The sequence below is a fragment of the Alexandriicola marinus genome, from assembly GCF_004000435.1.
GTDB lineage: Bacteria > Pseudomonadota > Alphaproteobacteria > Rhodobacterales > Rhodobacteraceae > Alexandriicola > Alexandriicola marinus.
The window spans coordinates 86,352-102,382 of record NZ_RBVZ01000003.1 but is presented as its reverse complement, the minus strand read 5'-3'; the positions used below and the strand labels follow the sequence as shown (position 1 = coordinate 102,382).

Below are 16,031 nucleotides of genomic sequence, written 5' to 3'. Positions count from 1 at the left end.
CATGCCCCGCCAACCTACCATCGTCGGCAAGGCCGCACTTCTTGTCATCGACATCCAGAAAAGCGCCTTCATGGACGTGAAGGCCGGCATTCCCGTGATGGACGGCTATCGCCAGAACATGGAGCGCGCGCGCAGCGTCGTGGATGCGGCCCACGAGAATGGTATTCCCGTGATCTTCATCCAGGAAATCCACCGCCGCGACATGATCGATTACGGCCGCGAGCTTGACGGGTCGGAAAGCATCCACTGCATGGAAGGCGAACCCGGCACGCCCGTCGCCTTCGAGGAAATGGGCCGTCAACCCGGCGATTATTTCGTCCCCAAGCGGCGCTATTCCTGTTTCTTCGGGACCGAGATGGAAATCCTTCTCAAGGGGCTGAAGGCCGAGACGCTGATCATGGTCGGCGGCATGACGGATGTCTGCGTGCATTATTCCTTCGTCGACGGGCATCAGCACGATTACTACTGCCGGGTTGTGGCCGATTGCGTCGGCGGCACATCGCCCGAGGCGCATCAGGCCTCGCTCAACGCGATGGAATACCTGCAGGAAGGCGCCGTGATCAGTGCGGCCGACATCATCGCCGAGATGGGATCGGCGCGGATCGCCGCCGAATGATCGGGGCCGGCGATCTTCAGGGCCATTGGCGGCGCGCGTGGCTCCGGGCGCCGGGCGTCGAGGATCGTCTGACCTCGGTGCACTGGATGCAGGCCGGCAGCCTTTATGCCGATGTCCGCATTCCCGCCGATCGCCCGGATATCCGGGGGGCCGCCGCGCTGAGCGATCTGGCCCCCCGCACCCTGCGCCGGCTGCTGGAAGCCGAGGGCTTCGCCGGTCATATCACCGTCGAGAACGATATCTGCACGTGGGAGCGACGGATCAACTGGCACGGCGCCACCGAGGTCATCGACGCGGGCCATATGGCGATCGACGATAACGGCGCCCTGACGGAAACCGGCGTCCATGCCGAATATGCCGAGTTGTGGCACCGGCTGGATGACGACCCCTCCGAAGGGATCGAACTGACCGGGCCCTCGGGCCGGACAGGCTTCCTAGTCACGGTGGGTCACCGGTTCGTTCTGGGGCTGGGCGATCCGGACGCGCCCGCGACGGCAGAGATCATCGCGGCACTCGATCAGGGACGGCGTCCCGACGGTCTTGCCGATGTCTTCTCGCGCCTGCACGTTCTGGGGCGCTGGAAGGGCGCCAGCGGCATGGCCGATCAGGCGACCAATCCGCTGATGCAGGGGCGTCCCGTCCTGACCCGCACGGCCGACGGGTTCATCCTGCATGACATGGATTTCAACGGCACCGAACGGACCGAGGCGCTTGCCCCGCGCCCGGCGCATGTTGTGGCGGCCTAAGCCTCGCCCCAGAGGTCGAGATAGCGGTTCACGATCTCATCGCGCCGTTCCGGCCCGAACGCAGGATCATGGCCGCCATAGACCTGCTTGACCGGCAGATCGCGAATGCGTTTCAGGCTGGCCGCGTAATCCGGCACGCTCATCCCCGGGCCGTCATAGATCAGCGGCCCGTCATAGATGGCGTCCGCGCCGAAGAGTGTGCCGCTCGCGTCGTGCCAGAGGCCGATCTGCCCCGGCGAATGGCCGGGCAGGTGCAGCACCTCGGCGCGCCAGTCACCCAGATCGACGACGTCGCCGTCGCGGACCAGCGAGGTCGGCGCAGCCCCCGTCAGGCGATAGCGAGAGGGATCATATCCTTCGTGCGGGATCGCATCGATGAGCATCGGCCAGAGCGGCGGATAGCCCGCGTCGAGGAACAGCTGGCGGAACCGGTCGGGGATATCCGCGCTATCGAGGCTGTAGGGCGTCGGATCCGCCATCTCTTCGGCCTCGAGAGGGTGGGCCAGACGCGTTTCGAACTCATGCGCCGCGCCGATGTGATCGACATGGGCATGGGTCGTAAACAGGATCAGCGGCTTTGCGGGATCGGGCCTTATGCCGTCGATCACCGGTCGCAACGGTGCGATGCCCATCCCGCTGTCGATCACCAGATCCGCGTCGCGGCCCAGCACGAGAAAGATATTTGCGGAAAAGATCGGGTGCACATGGGGCTCGGTCAGGCACCATGTCCGATCATCCAGCGAGGTCAGGCCGTACCACGGCAAAGCGACGGGATATGTCATGCCCCGAACCTGAGACGGGACATGCGAAAATGCCATCTTTCCGCTGCTTTCGTGACCACCACCCCCGATAGATGCCCAAAAAGCAGGCGCCAAGCCCGCGCTTTGCCCCGCAAACGGGCGCGAATCCGTGACTCCCCGCTGTGCTGCTGCATCGTTGAGGTCAAGCAGGGTGTCTAGGGTTCCGCCTCAACCTCCTCCTCCTCCCCGAGGGTCTGGTCCGAGAGACGCCACCGTGCCGGCAAATTCCGGTCTCGGTACACGGCGGGGCAAAATCCCGGGAGAGCACTGCGATATTTTGGGGGCTGACCGATCTCTCCCGTTCCGCCTCGGTCCCCCCGATACCATCGTTTTTGGCGGAACGTCGCATAAGGGGGATATCCCATGCCAGAATTCCGCACGATCGCCGCAGTTGCTGCCGCGCTGACCATCGGCGCCACCGCACCCGCCGTCGCCCAGGACAGAACCGAATTCCGCGTCGCCTGGTCGATCTATGTGGGCTGGATGCCGTGGGGCTATCTTGAAGACTCCGGCATCATGGACAAATGGGCCGAAAAATACGGGATCGATGTCGAGATCGTTCAGATCAACGATTATGTCGAATCCATCAACCAATACACCGCAGGCGCCTTCGACGGCGTGTCCGCCACCAACATGGATACCTTGTCGATCCCCGCAGGCGGCGGCGTCGACACCACCGCCCTGATCGTCGGGGACTTCTCCGACGGAAATGACGCGGTGATCCTCAAGGGCGACGGCGAGCTGGCCGATCTGGCGGGCAAGCCGGTCAACCTGGTAGAGCTGTCGGTTTCTCACTACCTGCTGGCCCGCGCGCTCGACAGTGTCGGCCTGCGCGAGGCGGACCTCGCCTCCGTGATCAACACCTCGGACGCCGACATGATCGCAGCCTTCGCGACGCCTGACGTCGAAGCGGTGGTGACGTGGAACCCGCTCGTGTCGACCATACTCGAAGATCCCAACGCCAAGAGCGTCTTCGACAGCTCCGACATACCGGGCGAGATCATCGACCTGATGGTGGTGAATACCGAAACGCTCGAGGCCAATCCCGATTTCGGCAAGGCGCTTGTGGGCGCTTGGTACGAAGTGATGGGCCTGATGGCCGCCGGCGATGAAGACGTGCTGACCGCCATGGCCGAGGCCTCGGGCACCGATCTGGCGGGATATCAGGCGCAGCTTGCCTCGACCCAGATGTTCTATGATCCCGCCGATGCGGTGGCGTTCACACAAAGCGCCGAATTGCCTGCGACCATGATCAACGTGGCCGAGTTCCTGTTCGACAAGGGCATCCTTGGCGTGGGCGCGCCCTCTGCCGATTTCGTGGGCATCGCCTATCCTGACGGATCGGTGACGGGCGACGAAGGCAACGTTCAGTTCCGCTTCGACACGACCTATATGCAAATGGCCGCCGACGGCGCGCTCTGATCCGGCGCGGGTGGGAGCAGTCCCTTGAGGTTGATCAACAGGCATCCCGGCCGGCTGACGCGGACAGCGCTTGTCGCACTTCCGTTTCTGCTGGCGTTCGGAGCCTATGCGATAGGTTCGGACATCCGTCTGACCGCCAACCCGTCGGACAAGCTCCTGCCCGCCCCCTCCACCATCGCCGAAACGGCGCACCGGCTGTTCACCATGCCCGATCAGAGGTCGGAAAAGATCCTCCTGTGGGGCGATACGGCCGCGAGCCTGATCCGGCTGGGGCTTGGTGTCGGCATCTCGGCCGTTCTGGCCACGATCCTCGGGCTTCTGATCGGCCTGCTCCCCTATGTGCGCGCCACGTTGGCGGGGTTTGTCGCGGTGGTGTCGATGATCCCGCCACTGGCGGTTCTGCCCATTCTCTTCATCGTCTTTGGCCTTGGGGAATTGTCCAAGGTCGTCCTGATCATCGTGGGCATCCTGCCCTTCCTGATCCGCGATCTGTCAGCCCGGGTGATCGAGATCCCGCGCGAGATGATCGTGAAGGCAGAGACGCTGGGCGCCTCTACCTTCGTCATCGCGCTCCGGGTCGCGCTGCCACAGCTTCTGCCCCGCCTGATACAGGCGGTGCGCCTGTCGCTGGGCCCGGCATGGCTGTTCCTGATCGCGGCCGAAGCCATCGCCGCCGAACGCGGGCTGGGCTACCGCATCTTCCTCGTGCGGCGGTTCCTCGCGATGGACATCATCCTGACCTATGTCATCTGGATCACGTTTCTCGCCTTCATGATGGACATGGTCCTGCGCTGGCTGTCGCGCCGGCTGTTCCCCTGGACGGAGGCGAGCCTGTGAACGGTTGCGCGATCCATGGGCCATGTGGTCTCCTGAACCGGCGACTTAACGCCGGAGCGACACATGCCCGATCCAGAGACGAACAAGGCGACGGTCACCGCCTTCTACGACATGATGTTCAACGAGTGCCGCCCGCGCGACGCAATCGAACGGTATGCCGGCAACAGATACATCCAGCACAACCCGCATGTGGGAGACGGCAAGGAAGCCTTCATCGACTATTTCGAACGGATGGCCCGAGAGCATCCGGGCAAGTGCGTCACGTTCAAGCGTGTGATCGCAGAGGGCGACTACGTGGTGCTGCACTGTCACCAGCAATGGCCGACATCGGAGGATTATGCCGGCATCGACATCTTCCGCCTCGATGCGGAGGGCAAGGTGGTCGAGCATTGGGATGTGCTTCAGGTCATGCCGAAGGTCAGCGCGAACGAGAACGGCATGTTCTGACCCTCAGCCCGGGAGGCCGGGCATGAGTTTCGTCGTCGCCAGAGACATCTTCCAGTCCTACGGAACGCGTCCGATCCTGCAGCGCGTGAACGTGACGGTCGAGGAAGGGGAATTCATCTCGATCGTGGGTGCATCGGGCTGCGGCAAATCCACCTTCCTTCGGCTTCTTCTCGCGCAGGAGCGCCCGACCCGGGGCGAGATTCGAGTGGCCGGCGCCGAACCCGCCGAGGAGCCGGGCCGCGATCGCGGCGTCGTCTTTCAGCGGTATTCCGTCTTTCCGCACATGACCGTTCGCGACAATATCGTCGCGGGCGAAAGCTTTCGCACCAGATGGGGCATGTTTTCGGGGGCCGCGAAACGCGCGGCGCGCGACCGGGCGGACGAGACGCTCAGACGCATCGGTCTCGATCATGTGGCCGATCAGTATCCTGCGACGCTCTCGGGCGGGATGCAGCAGCGCCTCGCCATCGGGCAGGCGCTGACGGCAAAGCCCCGGATCCTTCTGCTCGACGAGCCGTTCGGCGCGCTCGATCCCGGCACACGGCTGTCGATGCATGATTTCCTGCAGGATCTGCGCGAGGAGACGGGCATGACCGTCTTCATGGTGACCCATGACCTCGAAGAGGGGTTCAAGCTGGGCGACCGGGTCCTTGTCTTCGACAAGCCGCGCTGGGATCCGCACGACCCCAACGCCTATGGCGCCACCATCACCTACGATTTCGATGCCCGCGATGGCGGCATCCCGTTTCAACGCATCAAGGAGGACACCCATGTTTTTCGCCCCGCCTGAGCGATCGCGATCGCATCATCCGGCCGACCGGCGCCTGTCAGATCGGCGGCATCACCACCCGGATTTGACCAAGCTGCGCGGCTGGAAGGCCATGCAGGCCGAGGGAGACCTTCCCGAGGGCCGCTGGGACGAAGAGCGCCGCTGGGCGCTGCGCATGGGCCTGACCGGCGCCGACACCATCGAAGACAAGTCGATCCCCACCTTCGCGCGGGGCGAGCTGCCGCACTACGCGGGCATCAACACCTTCCTCAAGGCGCCCTACGCCGAGGATGTGACGGAGGTAAAGGATTATGACGCCACTGTTCTGGGCATCCCGTTTGACGGCGGCACAACTTACCGCCCCGGCACAAGGTTCGGACCACAAGGCGTTCGCAAGATCTCGGCTCTCTATACGCCTTACAATTATGAAATGGGTGTCGATCTTCGCGAGCAGATGACGCTGTGCGACGCGGGCGATGTCTTCACCATCCCCGCCAATATCGAGAAGAGCTTCGACCAGATCAGCCGCGCGGTGAGCCATGTGTTCTCGTCCGGCTCCCTGCCGATCATGATCGGCGGTGACCATTCGATCGGCTTCCCCTGCGTGCGCGGCATCGCGGAATGCACCTCCAAGAAGATCGGGATCGTGCATTTCGACCGGCATGCCGACATCCAGGAAAAGGATCTCGACGAGCGGATGCACACCACCCCGTGGTTCCATTCGACGAACCTGCCCAACGTGCCCGCCAAGAACCTCGTGCAGGTGGGCATCGGCGGCTGGCAGGTCCCGCGCGAGGCGGTCAAGGTCGCCCGCGAGCGCGAGACCAACATCATCACCATGTCCGACATGGAAGCGATGGGCATCGACAAGACCGCCGAAATGGCGCTCGAGATGGCGTGGGACGGGGTCGACATGGTCTACATGTCCTTCGACATCGATTCGATCGACTGCGGCTTCGTCCCCGGCACAGGCTGGCCGGAACCCGGCGGTTTCCTCCCGCGCGAGGCGCTGGCACTGGCGTCCAAGGTCGCGGCCGAGGGCATCTGCGGTATGGAGCTGGTCGAAGTCTCGCCGCCCTATGACACCAGCGACATCACCGCGCTGATGGGCACGCGCGTGATCGTGGATGTGCTGGGATCGCTCGTCGCCTCGGGCAATCTGGGCAAGCACAAGCGCCATATCGACAAGCCCGTCACGATCCCGCACGGCGAATTCGAAGGCAAGAGGTGGTCCAATGCCACATGACATCGTCAACGGCCATATCGGCCACAACCACAGCCACGATCACCTGCACAGCCACATGCAGCCCGAGGACGAGGCCGCCGACATCCAGGTTCTGGCGACCCAGTTCATCGACGGCTTTGTTCAGGCCGCCGATAAGACAGCCTATCTGCGGCTTGCCGGTGTTCCGTTCGAAAGGCCCGGCAGCGCGGGCGCCAAGGCGCTCAAGCTGGTGGACGTGTCGCTGACCACCGAATGGCAGGTGGGCACCGCCTCCCCGTCCTTCGGATCACGCGAACTGAGCTATCTTCCCTTCCCCGGAGAGATGGTCAGCGAACGGACGAACATGGCGCTTGTCTATGTCTCGATGGACGAAAAATCCCTTCTCGATATCCGCGACTTCCTCGCCCACAAAACCAAGGAGCATCACGAATGAAGAAATTCCTCACGCTCGCCACGGCGCTGACCCCGCTTGCCGCGCTGCCCGCGCTCGCCCACACTGATGGCACGGCGCATGTCCATTCCATCGAAGGCCTGGCCTGGGCCATCGGCATCGCTCTGGTGGCGACACTGGCCTATGTCGCGGGGCGGGGTCGCCGCTAGGCTCAGGCCAGCTGAAGCCCCAGCCACAGCAGACCGATCAGCACCGGCTGGTGCAGCAGATAGACCGCGAGACTGTGTTGCCCGGGCCATGCAAGCGCCCGGGCAAACCTTGTCCGTGGCCCCGGCAAGGCCCGCATGTCGACAAGCTTGGCCACGACGATGCCAAGGAACATCGGCGCCAGCCACGGAAAGATCGGGATCAGATCCAGCGCCGGGCGCGGCCGCGCGGCAAGCCCGGTCCAGCCAAGCCACGGATCTAGCGGCAAGGACAACCCGAACCGCGCCCAGACCCCCAGCACGATCGCCGCGGCAAGCGCGGCAAGCCACGCAGGCCGCACTACCACCAGCAAGCCCGCCAGCTTCGCCACGACGATGACGTGCAGGATGCCGAAATAGACAAAGCTGCCGGGCATCGCCACGTAGGTCACCACCGAGATGATCAGGGCCGCCCCTGCGATAAGTGCGATCTGCCGCCAGAACGGCCGCCACCGGATGCCACGGCCATGCGCCAGAACAAGGCTGATCCCCACAAGGAACAGAAAGCTTCCGGCGACGACCCGTGCCATCACGTACCATCCGCCCTGAAGTGTCGTGCCCGGTTCGATCAGTTCGAACAATTCGAGGTCGGTGACGAAGTGAAAGACGATCATGCCCAGAAGCGCCGCGCTCCGCGCCAGATCGACGATCACGATCCGATCGCCCTGCGGCGGGCGGGCATCCGCGTTCATGAGGTCAACGGTCATGCCCGGCCCGACACAATGAAATGCAACGAAAACCGCATTGACCCCGATCTTTCTGACAAACCTTTCGTCGGCGACACGCCGTCGCCAATTGCGCGACGGTAGCGCCCCGATTGGCCTGCATCAACTGCCGCAACCCGGCCAAGACCCGCCTTGCAGGATTGCCGGCTCAACCTGATCCAACTTATCCTGAACCGGATGGCGACCCAAGTTCTCACCCGGCTTCTGCGCATCGCGGCGTGCTCTACCTTCGCATGTGGCGCTGTGCCCGTGTTCGCGCAGACCGATCTTGAAGGTCTGACCTGCCTCTCCCCGCCGTTCGAGGCCGCCCCCACCGAACAGGAACAGAAGGTCCGCTCGCTGGTCGTCTGGCTCCGCTCGGCGCTGGGGGAATTCGACAGCCTGATCGAGATCCTGGACGACCCGTCGCTTGAGGTCTGCCTTGGCGAGCGGTTGTTCGGGATACAGGGCTACTTCGAAGTCGGCAGCCGGCGCATCGTCCTGCGCGCCGATCTGGAGCCGGGCCTTATGCGGGCGGTCGCGATCCACGAGTTGCGGCACGCCCAGCAGGATAGCATGGGCATCTGCCTTCACCCTGACCTGTCGATGCAATCCTCGGCCCGGCTGGTTCTGGCAATGGAGGCCGACGCAAGCGCCATTGGCGCGGGGATCGCCTGGGTCTTGCGGCAATCGGGCGAACCGGAGGTCTGGGACGCGCTTGCCGATTGGCCAGGTCAGTCGTCCGTCGTTCAGGCCTTCGAGGACGAGATCGCTGATAGCGGGGATTTCGCACGCGCAACCACGGCAGCCTTCGCCCGCTGGTACGAGGTCGACGACCTGCGCGAAGTCTACTATCGCGCGGCCTGCAGCGCCTATCTGGACCGGCAGGATCAGACTCACGCGATCGCGGGCTATGATTCGGTCGACGATGCGGCGTTCCGCGCGCTGTGCCGTTTGCCGACGGGTGACGCCTATGACTGTCAAGAACCGGACCTCGAGTAGCGGCAGGCCTGTCATCGCCTGCAAGGCGCAGCTGCGGTTCAGCGATCCATCTCGAGGATCGTGCCGAAGGACGGCGCTGTGCCCGGCGCATGTGGAACGGCCCACAAGACGGGAAACGCCGGCGCGGCCCCTGTCGGCCCGTCGAGATCGGTCAGAATAACCGCGATAGAGGGCGCAAGCCGCCCGGCCTCGGCAATGACATCGGCGAAATCCGTGCCGCCGCCGCGGCGCATCTCAAGCCCTTCGAGTGCCGCGCGATCCAGTCGGGTTCTGGTGTGAACCTCGGTGTCGAAGCCCAGAAGATGCGTCTCGGCGCCGCTGCGCCGGGTGATCGAAAGCGCCTCGGCGGCAAACAGATCAAGCTGCGCCTCGGTGATCGAACTCGAGGTATCAAGCGCGACAACGATCCGCGGCCGCCGCGCATCCCGCGCGGGGCCGGGTTCGAATACGGGGACAGGGCCACCTGACGCCCGCGCCATCGCCTCGCGGGCGATCCAGCCGTGGGCGGGTCGCTTGTGGCTGCGCCGGGGGTGATCGCTGACCGCCCGCAGCAGGAGCCGCCTGAGATGCACCTCCCAAGGGACGGCGGCCGTGGGCAGATCGGCAAAACGGCGCAGGGCAGGGCCGATCCCGGTGCCCGCCGCACGCCCGGCCGCGAAGGCCTGCTCCAGCCGGGCCCGCCAGGTATCCGGGCCGCTGTCTTCCTGCGGATCGCCGTCCAGATCGGGCTGGAACTGCTTGTCGCGGGCATAGCCGTCGGCCGTATCCGTGTCGCGCGTCTCCCCCCGGCTCGGTTTATGCAGTAGCGCGAGGTAGAGCCGTTCCGCCGTCCATTCAGCCATGATCGTGGCCGCATCGATGCCGGGCCCGGCGACACGGTCGATCAGCTCGGTCGCGCGGACGGCAGGCCGGGGCAGCGCGTGCCCGCCTTCGATCAGCAGGTCGTTGATCAGCCCGTCGCAGGCCAGCGAAAAGCGCGCGGCGTCGAAATCCGCGCCCAGCCGGACGGCCAGCGCATCGGCCCGCCCCGAATGGCGCAGCGCCACATGCAGGACGTGATGCGCGGCAAGGCCGGTCTGTTCGGGCAGGCTGAGCGCCTCAAAGCCGGGACCATAGAGGATCGTATCACCCCGGGTTCGGGTCTGGCCGGGGTCATCCCGGTGCCGGCACCAAAGCGCGAGCGCCGCGATGGCGGGGTCGATCTCGGGCATCCGGGCCAGCGCCGCGGCGGCGCGGCGCGAATGGATGCCGCCTGTCACAGCGCGCCCGTTTCCCTGCGCTGCGCGGCATAGGCGGCATAGCTTTCCGATCCCCGGAACGCCTCGGCCAATCCCTCGTTCAGCGCCTTTCGGATCAGCAGTTCAAAGCCGAAGCTTGCCAGCTCTGCCAAGGGCAGCGCGCGCCGTGCCTCACCGCCAAGCGTCGGAAGATCGGCAAGGATGTCGATCGCATCCGGCATCGTCTGCGCATCAGCGCGCGCGACGACTGCATAGATCAACCCGACAAGGCCGTTGAGCGTTTCGGGATAGAGGTCCGCCCGCCTGCCCCTCGGGGTCGCGATCAGATCATCGATGGCGACAAGGGCCGCGATCTCGTCGGCGACGGCCATGAATTCGGCGCCTGCCGCGCTGCCCACGGTGCCCGCGATCATCGTGTCGCGCATCGCCCGCGTCTCGACGGCGCCCAGAATCCGGCTGACCCGCTCCCACGAGCGGGGGGTGCAGGCGATGATATCGCCGCGCCGGATGCTTTCCTCGGTCGTGTCCAGAAGATCGGGCCGCGCCCTCAGAAACGCGGTCACCGCCGGGTGGATGCCGCGATCCACCGCATAGCGTTCGAGCCAGTCCTGCGCGGTGGCCTGCACCTGCATGTGGATCAGACGGTCTGACAGGGCCGTTCCCATTTCATAGGCGATGGCCCCATCGTCGACGGTATTGCCGGCAGCCACCACGAAGGTGCTGTCGGGCAGAAGGTGCCGACCCACGCGCCGCTCCTGCAGCAGGCCGTAGACGGTGGGCTGAAGGTAGGGCGAGGCCGCCGTCAACTCATCAAGAAACAGGATCGCGGGGCGATCGGGATCGTCGGGCAAATCCTCGGGCCGGTACCAGACCGTCTGCTTCCGGTCGTGATCGTAGTAGGGCAGCCCGCGCAGATCCTGCGGCTCGATCGTGGTCAGGCGGATGTCGATCAGCTCTGCCCCGATCCTGTCGGCCAGCGTGCGGACCACGTCGGTCTTGCCGACGCCGGGCCGGCCATGCAGCATCCACGACACCGTCAGGCCACCGGCCTTCTGCGCCGTCCAGCCCGCCTCGAGCACCTCGAGCGCGTCGCCCGCCGACAGGATCCGTGCGTTCACGCTCATGCCGGGGCCGCCGCCGGAGCCTCGAGGAGCGCGGCCAGCCGGGCATGGGCCGTCACGCCGCGGGTGTCATAGACCACGGATCGCAGAAAGACGTTCTCGCGCAGGTTCGCGGTTTGCAGGCGCCGTTCGGTGAACTCCTCGTCGAAAAGCTCCGCCCGGATCATCGCGCGATCCTCGGGGCCGAGGCTCAGGATGCGGGGGCGTCCCTCGGCGGTTTGCAGCGACACAAGCGTGAGGGTGGGCACATGGGCCAGATCGGATTGCTCGACCACCAGCATGATCTCTCCTCCGGGGGCATCGGGGCGTGCCGCAATCCTCGACAGGATCGCACGGGCGCGGAAATTCAGCGTATCGACGATGCGGACGGCCTCGTCCTCGGACATCAGCTTTTCGCGCTTCGCCGCCGTGGGCCGCAAGACGCGCAATTCGAAGAAACCGATGACGATCACCATTAGAAGCGGGGCCTGTGCCAAAGGCAGGGCGAGGTCGGTCCAGATCAGACCCACAGCGACAAAGGGCGTCAGAGCGATCAGGTAGCGAAGAGCCTCCACCTCTGCGATGAGGCGGACGATGAGCCCGGCGCTCCGCTCTCCCCGGCGGGGCAGGACGAAGACCCGCTTGAGGATCTTGCGCGGCACCGTTCCGGTGCGCAGGGCACGCGGATTGTGCACCGTCTCGGGCGTGACGACCATCAGGCTCATTCTATGCGGCCCCCGAGGCAGCCGGGCGCGCGTGGGCCAAGGACGGGGCGGAGGTCATGTTTCATGGCGACAAGTCTAGCGCGTGGCTCAGGCAAGGCCAGCACAAGCCCTGATGTCGCCTCTGCAGGACATCCCGCCTTCGGCCTGTCCGTGCCGCAGCCAACTTGACCCAGATCAACAAGGATCCGCCGAAGTTGTCATATATGACTTCTTGAATGTTTTAATCGGAGGACGTCATGACCAAGCTGACCGCAAGTCGTCGCCAGTTCCTGGGACTGGCCGCAGGTGGTGCCGCGGCCGCCTCGTTCGCCGCACCGCGAGAGGCGGCGGCGCAGGTGGCGACGAATGCGAATATCGTCATAATCGGTGCCGGCGCGGGCGGCACGGCTCTTGCCAACCGCCTTGTCCGTCGGCTTGAAGGTGCGCGGATCACGCTGCTCGACCCGCGGGTCGATCACCTCTACCAGCCGGGGCTGTCACTGGTCGCGGCGGGATTGAAGCCTGCCGACTATGTCGTCTCGAAGACGACGGACTGGCTCCCCCGGGGCGTGACCCTGATCGCCGAGGCCGCTGCGACAATCGATCCGGAGGCACGGGTGGTCGAGACATCGGGGGGGCAGCGATTGGACTATGATTTCCTCGTCGTGGCGCCGGGCCTCGTGCTCGATCACGACGCGATCGAGGGCTTCTCGCTCGACATGGTGGGGCAGAACGGCATCGGCGCGCTCTATGCCGGGCCGCAATATGCCGCAGCCACCTGGCAGGCCGCGCAGGCCTTTACCGAAGATGGCGGCATCGGGCTCTTCACCCGTCCGGCGACCGAGATGAAATGCGCGGGCGCGCCCCTCAAGCACGCCTTCCTGATCGAGGACATCACCCGCACCGCCGGCAATCGCGGCAAGGCGGAGTTCCATTATGCCGCCCCGCAAGGCGCGCTCTTTGGCGTGCCTATCGTGGCCGAGAAAGTGCGGATGCTGTTCGGCGACAGGGGCATCGAAACGTCGATGCAGCACACGCTGACCGCCATCGACGCGGGCGCGAAGCGCGCCACCTTTGCCACGCCCGACGGCACCGCCGAGATGGACTATGACTACATCCACATCATCCCGCCACAACGTGCGCCCGAGGTGATCCGCCAATCGGGGCTGAGCTGGGCCGACAAATGGACGGATCAGGGCTGGGTCGAATGCGACATGGCCAGCCTGCGACACCTGCGCTACGACACTGTATGGGCTCTGGGAGACGTGGCGGGCGTGCCCAAGGGCAAGACGGCGGCTTCGGTCAAGTGGCAGGTCCCGGTTGTCGAAGACGGCATCATCGCCGCGATCGAAGAGCGCGATCCCACCGAAACCTATGGCGGCTACACCTCCTGCCCGATGATCACGCGGGTCGGTAGGGCCATGCTGATCGAGTTCGACTACAACAACGACCTCGTCCCGTCTTTCCCGGGCGTGATCGCGCCGCTCGAAGAGCTGTGGATCAGCTGGCTGATGAAGGAGGTGGCGCTCAAGCCGACCTATAACGCCATGCTGCGCGGCCGGGCATAAGGAGAAACATCATGAAAGACCTGACACTTGGCACGCTTATCGCAGTGTTCGAGGAAATCTTCGGCGCATGGCTTTTCTGGGGAATGGCGGTCTTGGCGGTGATCGTGACCCTCGCCTATGTCTTTGTGTTGATCCGGGACCGCCAGATAAGCTGGCGGAAGTTCCTTCTGGCCCAGCTTTCGATGCCGGTGGGCGCGATCGCGGCAGTCTGGTTCGTGCTCGCAATCACGCATTCGCGCCTGTCCGACCTCGGCGGCCCGGTCGACGTGATAGTCTTTCTCGGGATCGCAGCGGCGGGGGCCATCGGCACGGCAATCCTCGTCTATACGGTGCAATCGCTGATTTCGCGCCCGTCGGCCGACTAGGCTGACAAGCCGCCAGCAAACCGCAGCCACAAACGATCAAGGTCGACCGCGCGCAAGGCGGTCGACCTTGCTGCCCGAGGCCCAGCCGCTAGCCGGCGTCGAGCCGGGTTTCGCGCAGCTTGCCGGATTCCAGCAAGACGGGATAGGCGATCATCGCGAAGGAGGTGTTCACGCTCTTGAGCGCGCGAAGCAGGTCAATATGGATGCTGCTTGTCAGCATCGTCGCCTCGTTGCCCTGCTGAAGCCGCTGAAGGTGGCGCTCCTCAAGGTCCTTCGACAATTCGCGCACCCGATCCTTTTCCGCGACAAGGGCCTCGGCCAGAGACGGGTCACCGTTCATCAGAACGGCAACGGCCTGTTGCAGGTTGCGCAGGACCTGATCGTGGAAATCGACCAGTTCCCGCCAGCCCTCTTCGGAAAAGGACAGGTTGTCATAGCTCATCCGCTTGGCCTGCCGGACCATGATCTGTGCGATGACGTCTGCCGCCGCCTCGAGGTTGGCCCCGATCCCGGCGAGTTCGAAGGCGCGTGGCCCGAACCTTTCGCGGTCCTTGCCTTCGCCGATTTCGGCGAGATAGACCCGCAGGTCCAGCGACATGCGTTCGACCTTGCGATTTGTCTCGGCGATCGCGGCGGCCTCGGCTTCGTCATAGCTGGCGAAGAGCGCCATCGACTGCCGGAACATCCCCTCGACGATCCCGCACATATGCACCAGTTCGCGCACCGAACAGGACAGCGCCCGCCGTGGATGCGACAGCGCCTCCCGGTCGAGCGCGGAGCTGTAGGCCGAGGCCGAGGCAGTGTCGGGCGCGTCGGGAATAAGCGCCCCCGCGATGCGCAGCGCAGGGCCGGCAAGCGGCAGGCCGACCATCAGGACGAGGACATTGAAGATCAGGTGCAGGCTCAGCGCCTGCTGATCGGGGCTGACGCCGGGCAACCAGTCCTGAAACGGCAACGCTGAAAGCAGGAACAGAACAGTAAGCGCCCCGCCGCCCCTGAGCCAGAAGTTCGACCAGACCGCCCGGCGCACGACGACATCCGCGCCCGCCGTCAGCCCGAGTGCAATGAGGCAGCCCCCGAGGTTGGCGCCCAGCACCATCGCAAGTGCTGCATCGAGGGGCAAGACGCCCTGCCCGGCCATCGTCGCATACAGCAGGACAGCGGCGACGCTGGAGTGAACGAGCCACGCAAAAAGCGCGGAGACGACGAAGGCCGTCAGAAGATCGCCCGACAGATAGACCATCACGGCCTGCGCGCCGGGGTTCTCAAGCATCGGCTGGCTTGCCGCGCGGATCAGGTCGAGCGCGAGAAAGATCAGCGCGAACCCGATCAGGACCCGGCCGATCTGGCGAATGCCGCGACGCGTGCTTCGCAGGAAGGTCAGCACGCCCGACAACAACAGCAGCGGCGCGATGACCGACAACCCCGAGGTCAGCAGAATGGCGACCAAGGCAGAGCCGACATCGGCCCCAAGAAGCATCGTCAGACTGGCAAGCCCGCCAAGACCGCCCCCCGCGGCAAAGCCCCGGATCAGAACGGCGACAGCGGTCGAGCTTTGCAGGATCAGGGCCACCAGCGCACCGCTGGCAGAGGCGCGGATCCGACCCGAAGTAGAGCGGCGCAGCCAGATCCGCAGCCGCGCACCCAGCGCGCGTTCAAATCCCGTGCGCACAAGCCTGACCGCCCACACCAGAAGTGCGGCCGCCGCCGCGATGTTCAGGACAAAGATGATCGGGCTGCTTTCCAAGGTTGGCCCTTGCCTCCAATAACTCGTGGTCCGGCCCGATCGGAAAGGACCGGACACCGAATCCGCACGCCGCACTTCGCACCCAGGCGCGTGCGCATGTCAATC

General features: G+C 65.1%; 18 protein-coding genes and 1 riboswitch. Of the genes, 12 read left to right on the top strand and 6 right to left on the bottom strand.

The window, feature by feature from the left end; translation table 11 throughout:
- The first annotated feature begins 1 nt into the window (after position 1).
- Positions 2-616, top strand: coding sequence for a cysteine hydrolase family protein (locus EP376_RS13095; protein WP_127656050.1), 615 nt, complete (start codon positions 2-4; stop codon positions 614-616).
- Positions 613-1,362, top strand: a complete 750-nt coding sequence (locus EP376_RS13090; protein ID WP_127656049.1) for a hypothetical protein — start codon at positions 613-615, stop codon at positions 1,360-1,362. Before EP376_RS13095 ends, EP376_RS13090 begins: the two co-directional genes overlap by 4 nt.
- Here EP376_RS13090 and EP376_RS13085 read toward each other — a convergent pair.
- Entirely contained in the window at positions 1,359-2,144 is a 786-nt protein-coding gene (locus EP376_RS13085) for an MBL fold metallo-hydrolase (protein WP_164744936.1), read from the bottom strand. The genes EP376_RS13090 and EP376_RS13085 overlap by 4 nt on opposite strands.
- A 162-nt stretch (positions 2,145-2,306) precedes the next feature.
- A riboswitch (guanidine-I (ykkC/yxkD leader) is annotated at positions 2,307-2,427 on the top strand.
- 98 nt (positions 2,428-2,525) lie between these two features.
- Here EP376_RS13085 and EP376_RS13080 point away from each other — a divergent pair.
- The 7 genes from EP376_RS13080 to EP376_RS23020 all read left to right on the top strand — a co-directional run bounded on the left by EP376_RS13080 (position 2,526) and on the right by EP376_RS23020 (position 7,462).
- Positions 2,526-3,584 (top strand): putative urea ABC transporter substrate-binding protein, encoded by a 1,059-nt coding sequence (locus EP376_RS13080; RefSeq protein WP_127656047.1) that lies wholly within the window; start codon positions 2,526-2,528, stop codon positions 3,582-3,584.
- Positions 3,585-3,608: 24 nt separating this feature from the next.
- A complete protein-coding gene (locus EP376_RS13075; RefSeq protein ID WP_127656046.1) occupies positions 3,609-4,421 on the top strand; it encodes an ABC transporter permease in 813 nt (270 codons plus the stop codon).
- A gap of 63 nt (positions 4,422-4,484) precedes the next feature.
- On the top strand, positions 4,485-4,868 hold the full coding sequence (locus EP376_RS13070; protein ID WP_127656045.1) for a nuclear transport factor 2 family protein: 384 nt from the start codon (positions 4,485-4,487) through the stop codon (positions 4,866-4,868).
- A gap of 22 nt (positions 4,869-4,890) precedes the next feature.
- Positions 4,891-5,658, top strand: coding sequence for an ATP-binding cassette domain-containing protein (locus tag EP376_RS13065; protein WP_127656044.1), 768 nt, complete (start codon positions 4,891-4,893; stop codon positions 5,656-5,658).
- Positions 5,639-6,883, top strand: a complete 1,245-nt coding sequence (locus EP376_RS13060) for an agmatinase family protein (protein ID WP_127656043.1) — start codon at positions 5,639-5,641, stop codon at positions 6,881-6,883. Before EP376_RS13065 ends, EP376_RS13060 begins: the two co-directional genes overlap by 20 nt.
- Positions 6,873-7,295 carry a hypothetical protein gene (locus EP376_RS13055; RefSeq protein WP_127656042.1) on the top strand — a complete coding sequence of 141 codons (423 nt, stop codon included), beginning with the start codon at positions 6,873-6,875 and terminating at the stop codon, positions 7,293-7,295. The genes EP376_RS13060 and EP376_RS13055 overlap by 11 nt, the downstream gene beginning before the upstream one ends.
- Positions 7,292-7,462 (top strand): hypothetical protein, encoded by a 171-nt coding sequence (locus EP376_RS23020; RefSeq protein WP_164744935.1) that lies wholly within the window; start codon positions 7,292-7,294, stop codon positions 7,460-7,462. The genes EP376_RS13055 and EP376_RS23020 overlap by 4 nt, the downstream gene beginning before the upstream one ends.
- A 2-nt stretch (positions 7,463-7,464) precedes the next feature.
- On the opposite strand, the gene EP376_RS13050 is transcribed toward EP376_RS23020, so the two are convergent.
- On the bottom strand, positions 7,465-8,205 hold the full coding sequence (locus tag EP376_RS13050; protein WP_238928838.1) for a heparan-alpha-glucosaminide N-acetyltransferase: 741 nt from the start codon (positions 8,203-8,205) through the stop codon (positions 7,465-7,467).
- A gap of 150 nt (positions 8,206-8,355) precedes the next feature.
- Between EP376_RS13050 and EP376_RS13045 the strand changes: the two genes are divergently transcribed.
- Positions 8,356-9,204, top strand: a complete 849-nt coding sequence (locus tag EP376_RS13045; RefSeq protein ID WP_127656041.1) for a DUF6782 family putative metallopeptidase — start codon at positions 8,356-8,358, stop codon at positions 9,202-9,204.
- Between the two features lie 38 nt (positions 9,205-9,242).
- On the opposite strand, the gene EP376_RS13040 is transcribed toward EP376_RS13045, so the two are convergent.
- The 3 genes from EP376_RS13040 to EP376_RS13030 are packed head-to-tail and all read right to left on the bottom strand — an operon-like array spanning position 9,243 to position 12,267.
- The gene (locus tag EP376_RS13040; protein ID WP_240652464.1) at positions 9,243-10,463 is read right to left on the bottom strand and encodes a vWA domain-containing protein; all 1,221 of its coding nucleotides are present in this window, start codon (positions 10,461-10,463) and stop codon (positions 9,243-9,245) included.
- Positions 10,460-11,566: an AAA family ATPase gene (locus tag EP376_RS13035; protein ID WP_127656040.1), complete on the bottom strand. Its 1,107-nt coding sequence runs from the start codon at positions 11,564-11,566 to the stop codon at positions 10,460-10,462. Before EP376_RS13035 ends, EP376_RS13040 begins: the two co-directional genes overlap by 4 nt.
- Positions 11,563-12,267: a hypothetical protein gene (locus EP376_RS13030; RefSeq protein WP_238928837.1), complete on the bottom strand. Its 705-nt coding sequence runs from the start codon at positions 12,265-12,267 to the stop codon at positions 11,563-11,565. The genes EP376_RS13035 and EP376_RS13030 overlap by 4 nt, the downstream gene beginning before the upstream one ends.
- Before the next feature lie 236 nt (positions 12,268-12,503).
- On the opposite strand from EP376_RS13030, the gene EP376_RS13025 reads away from it, so the two are divergent.
- On the top strand, positions 12,504-13,814 hold the full coding sequence (locus EP376_RS13025) for an FAD-dependent oxidoreductase (RefSeq protein ID WP_127656039.1): 1,311 nt from the start codon (positions 12,504-12,506) through the stop codon (positions 13,812-13,814).
- Between the two features lie 11 nt (positions 13,815-13,825).
- Positions 13,826-14,179 (top strand): DUF5368 domain-containing protein, encoded by a 354-nt coding sequence (locus tag EP376_RS13020; protein WP_127656038.1) that lies wholly within the window; start codon positions 13,826-13,828, stop codon positions 14,177-14,179.
- 88 nt (positions 14,180-14,267) lie between these two features.
- Here the strand turns inward: EP376_RS13020 and EP376_RS13015 are convergent, their stop codons facing one another.
- Positions 14,268-15,926: a Na/Pi cotransporter family protein gene (locus tag EP376_RS13015; RefSeq protein WP_127656037.1), complete on the bottom strand. Its 1,659-nt coding sequence runs from the start codon at positions 15,924-15,926 to the stop codon at positions 14,268-14,270.
- Positions 15,927-16,031: the final 105 nt, after the last annotated feature.

Bases quoted from the DNA above. Each gene is read 5' to 3' on its own strand.
- EP376_RS13095 (WP_127656050.1), top strand. From the start codon at position 2: ATGCCCCGCCAACCTACCATCGTCGGCAAGGCCGCACTTCTTGTCATC.
- EP376_RS13055 (WP_127656042.1), top strand. From the start codon at position 6,873: ATGCCACATGACATCGTCAACGGCCATATCGGCCACAACCACAGCCAC.
- EP376_RS13090 (WP_127656049.1), top strand. From the start codon at position 613: ATGATCGGGGCCGGCGATCTTCAGGGCCATTGGCGGCGCGCGTGGCTC.
- EP376_RS23020 (WP_164744935.1), top strand. From the start codon at position 7,292: ATGAAGAAATTCCTCACGCTCGCCACGGCGCTGACCCCGCTTGCCGCG.
- EP376_RS13070 (WP_127656045.1), top strand. From the start codon at position 4,485: ATGCCCGATCCAGAGACGAACAAGGCGACGGTCACCGCCTTCTACGAC.
- EP376_RS13020 (WP_127656038.1), top strand. From the start codon at position 13,826: ATGAAAGACCTGACACTTGGCACGCTTATCGCAGTGTTCGAGGAAATC.
- EP376_RS13065 (WP_127656044.1), top strand. From the start codon at position 4,891: ATGAGTTTCGTCGTCGCCAGAGACATCTTCCAGTCCTACGGAACGCGT.
- EP376_RS13025 (WP_127656039.1), top strand. From the start codon at position 12,504: ATGACCAAGCTGACCGCAAGTCGTCGCCAGTTCCTGGGACTGGCCGCA.
- EP376_RS13050 (WP_238928838.1), bottom strand. From the start codon at position 8,205: ATGACCGTTGACCTCATGAACGCGGATGCCCGCCCGCCGCAGGGCGAT.
- EP376_RS13080 (WP_127656047.1), top strand. From the start codon at position 2,526: ATGCCAGAATTCCGCACGATCGCCGCAGTTGCTGCCGCGCTGACCATC.
- EP376_RS13035 (WP_127656040.1), bottom strand. From the start codon at position 11,566: ATGAGCGTGAACGCACGGATCCTGTCGGCGGGCGACGCGCTCGAGGTG.
- EP376_RS13030 (WP_238928837.1), bottom strand. From the start codon at position 12,267: ATGAGCCTGATGGTCGTCACGCCCGAGACGGTGCACAATCCGCGTGCC.
- EP376_RS13060 (WP_127656043.1), top strand. From the start codon at position 5,639: ATGTTTTTCGCCCCGCCTGAGCGATCGCGATCGCATCATCCGGCCGAC.
- EP376_RS13085 (WP_164744936.1), bottom strand. From the start codon at position 2,144: ATGACATATCCCGTCGCTTTGCCGTGGTACGGCCTGACCTCGCTGGAT.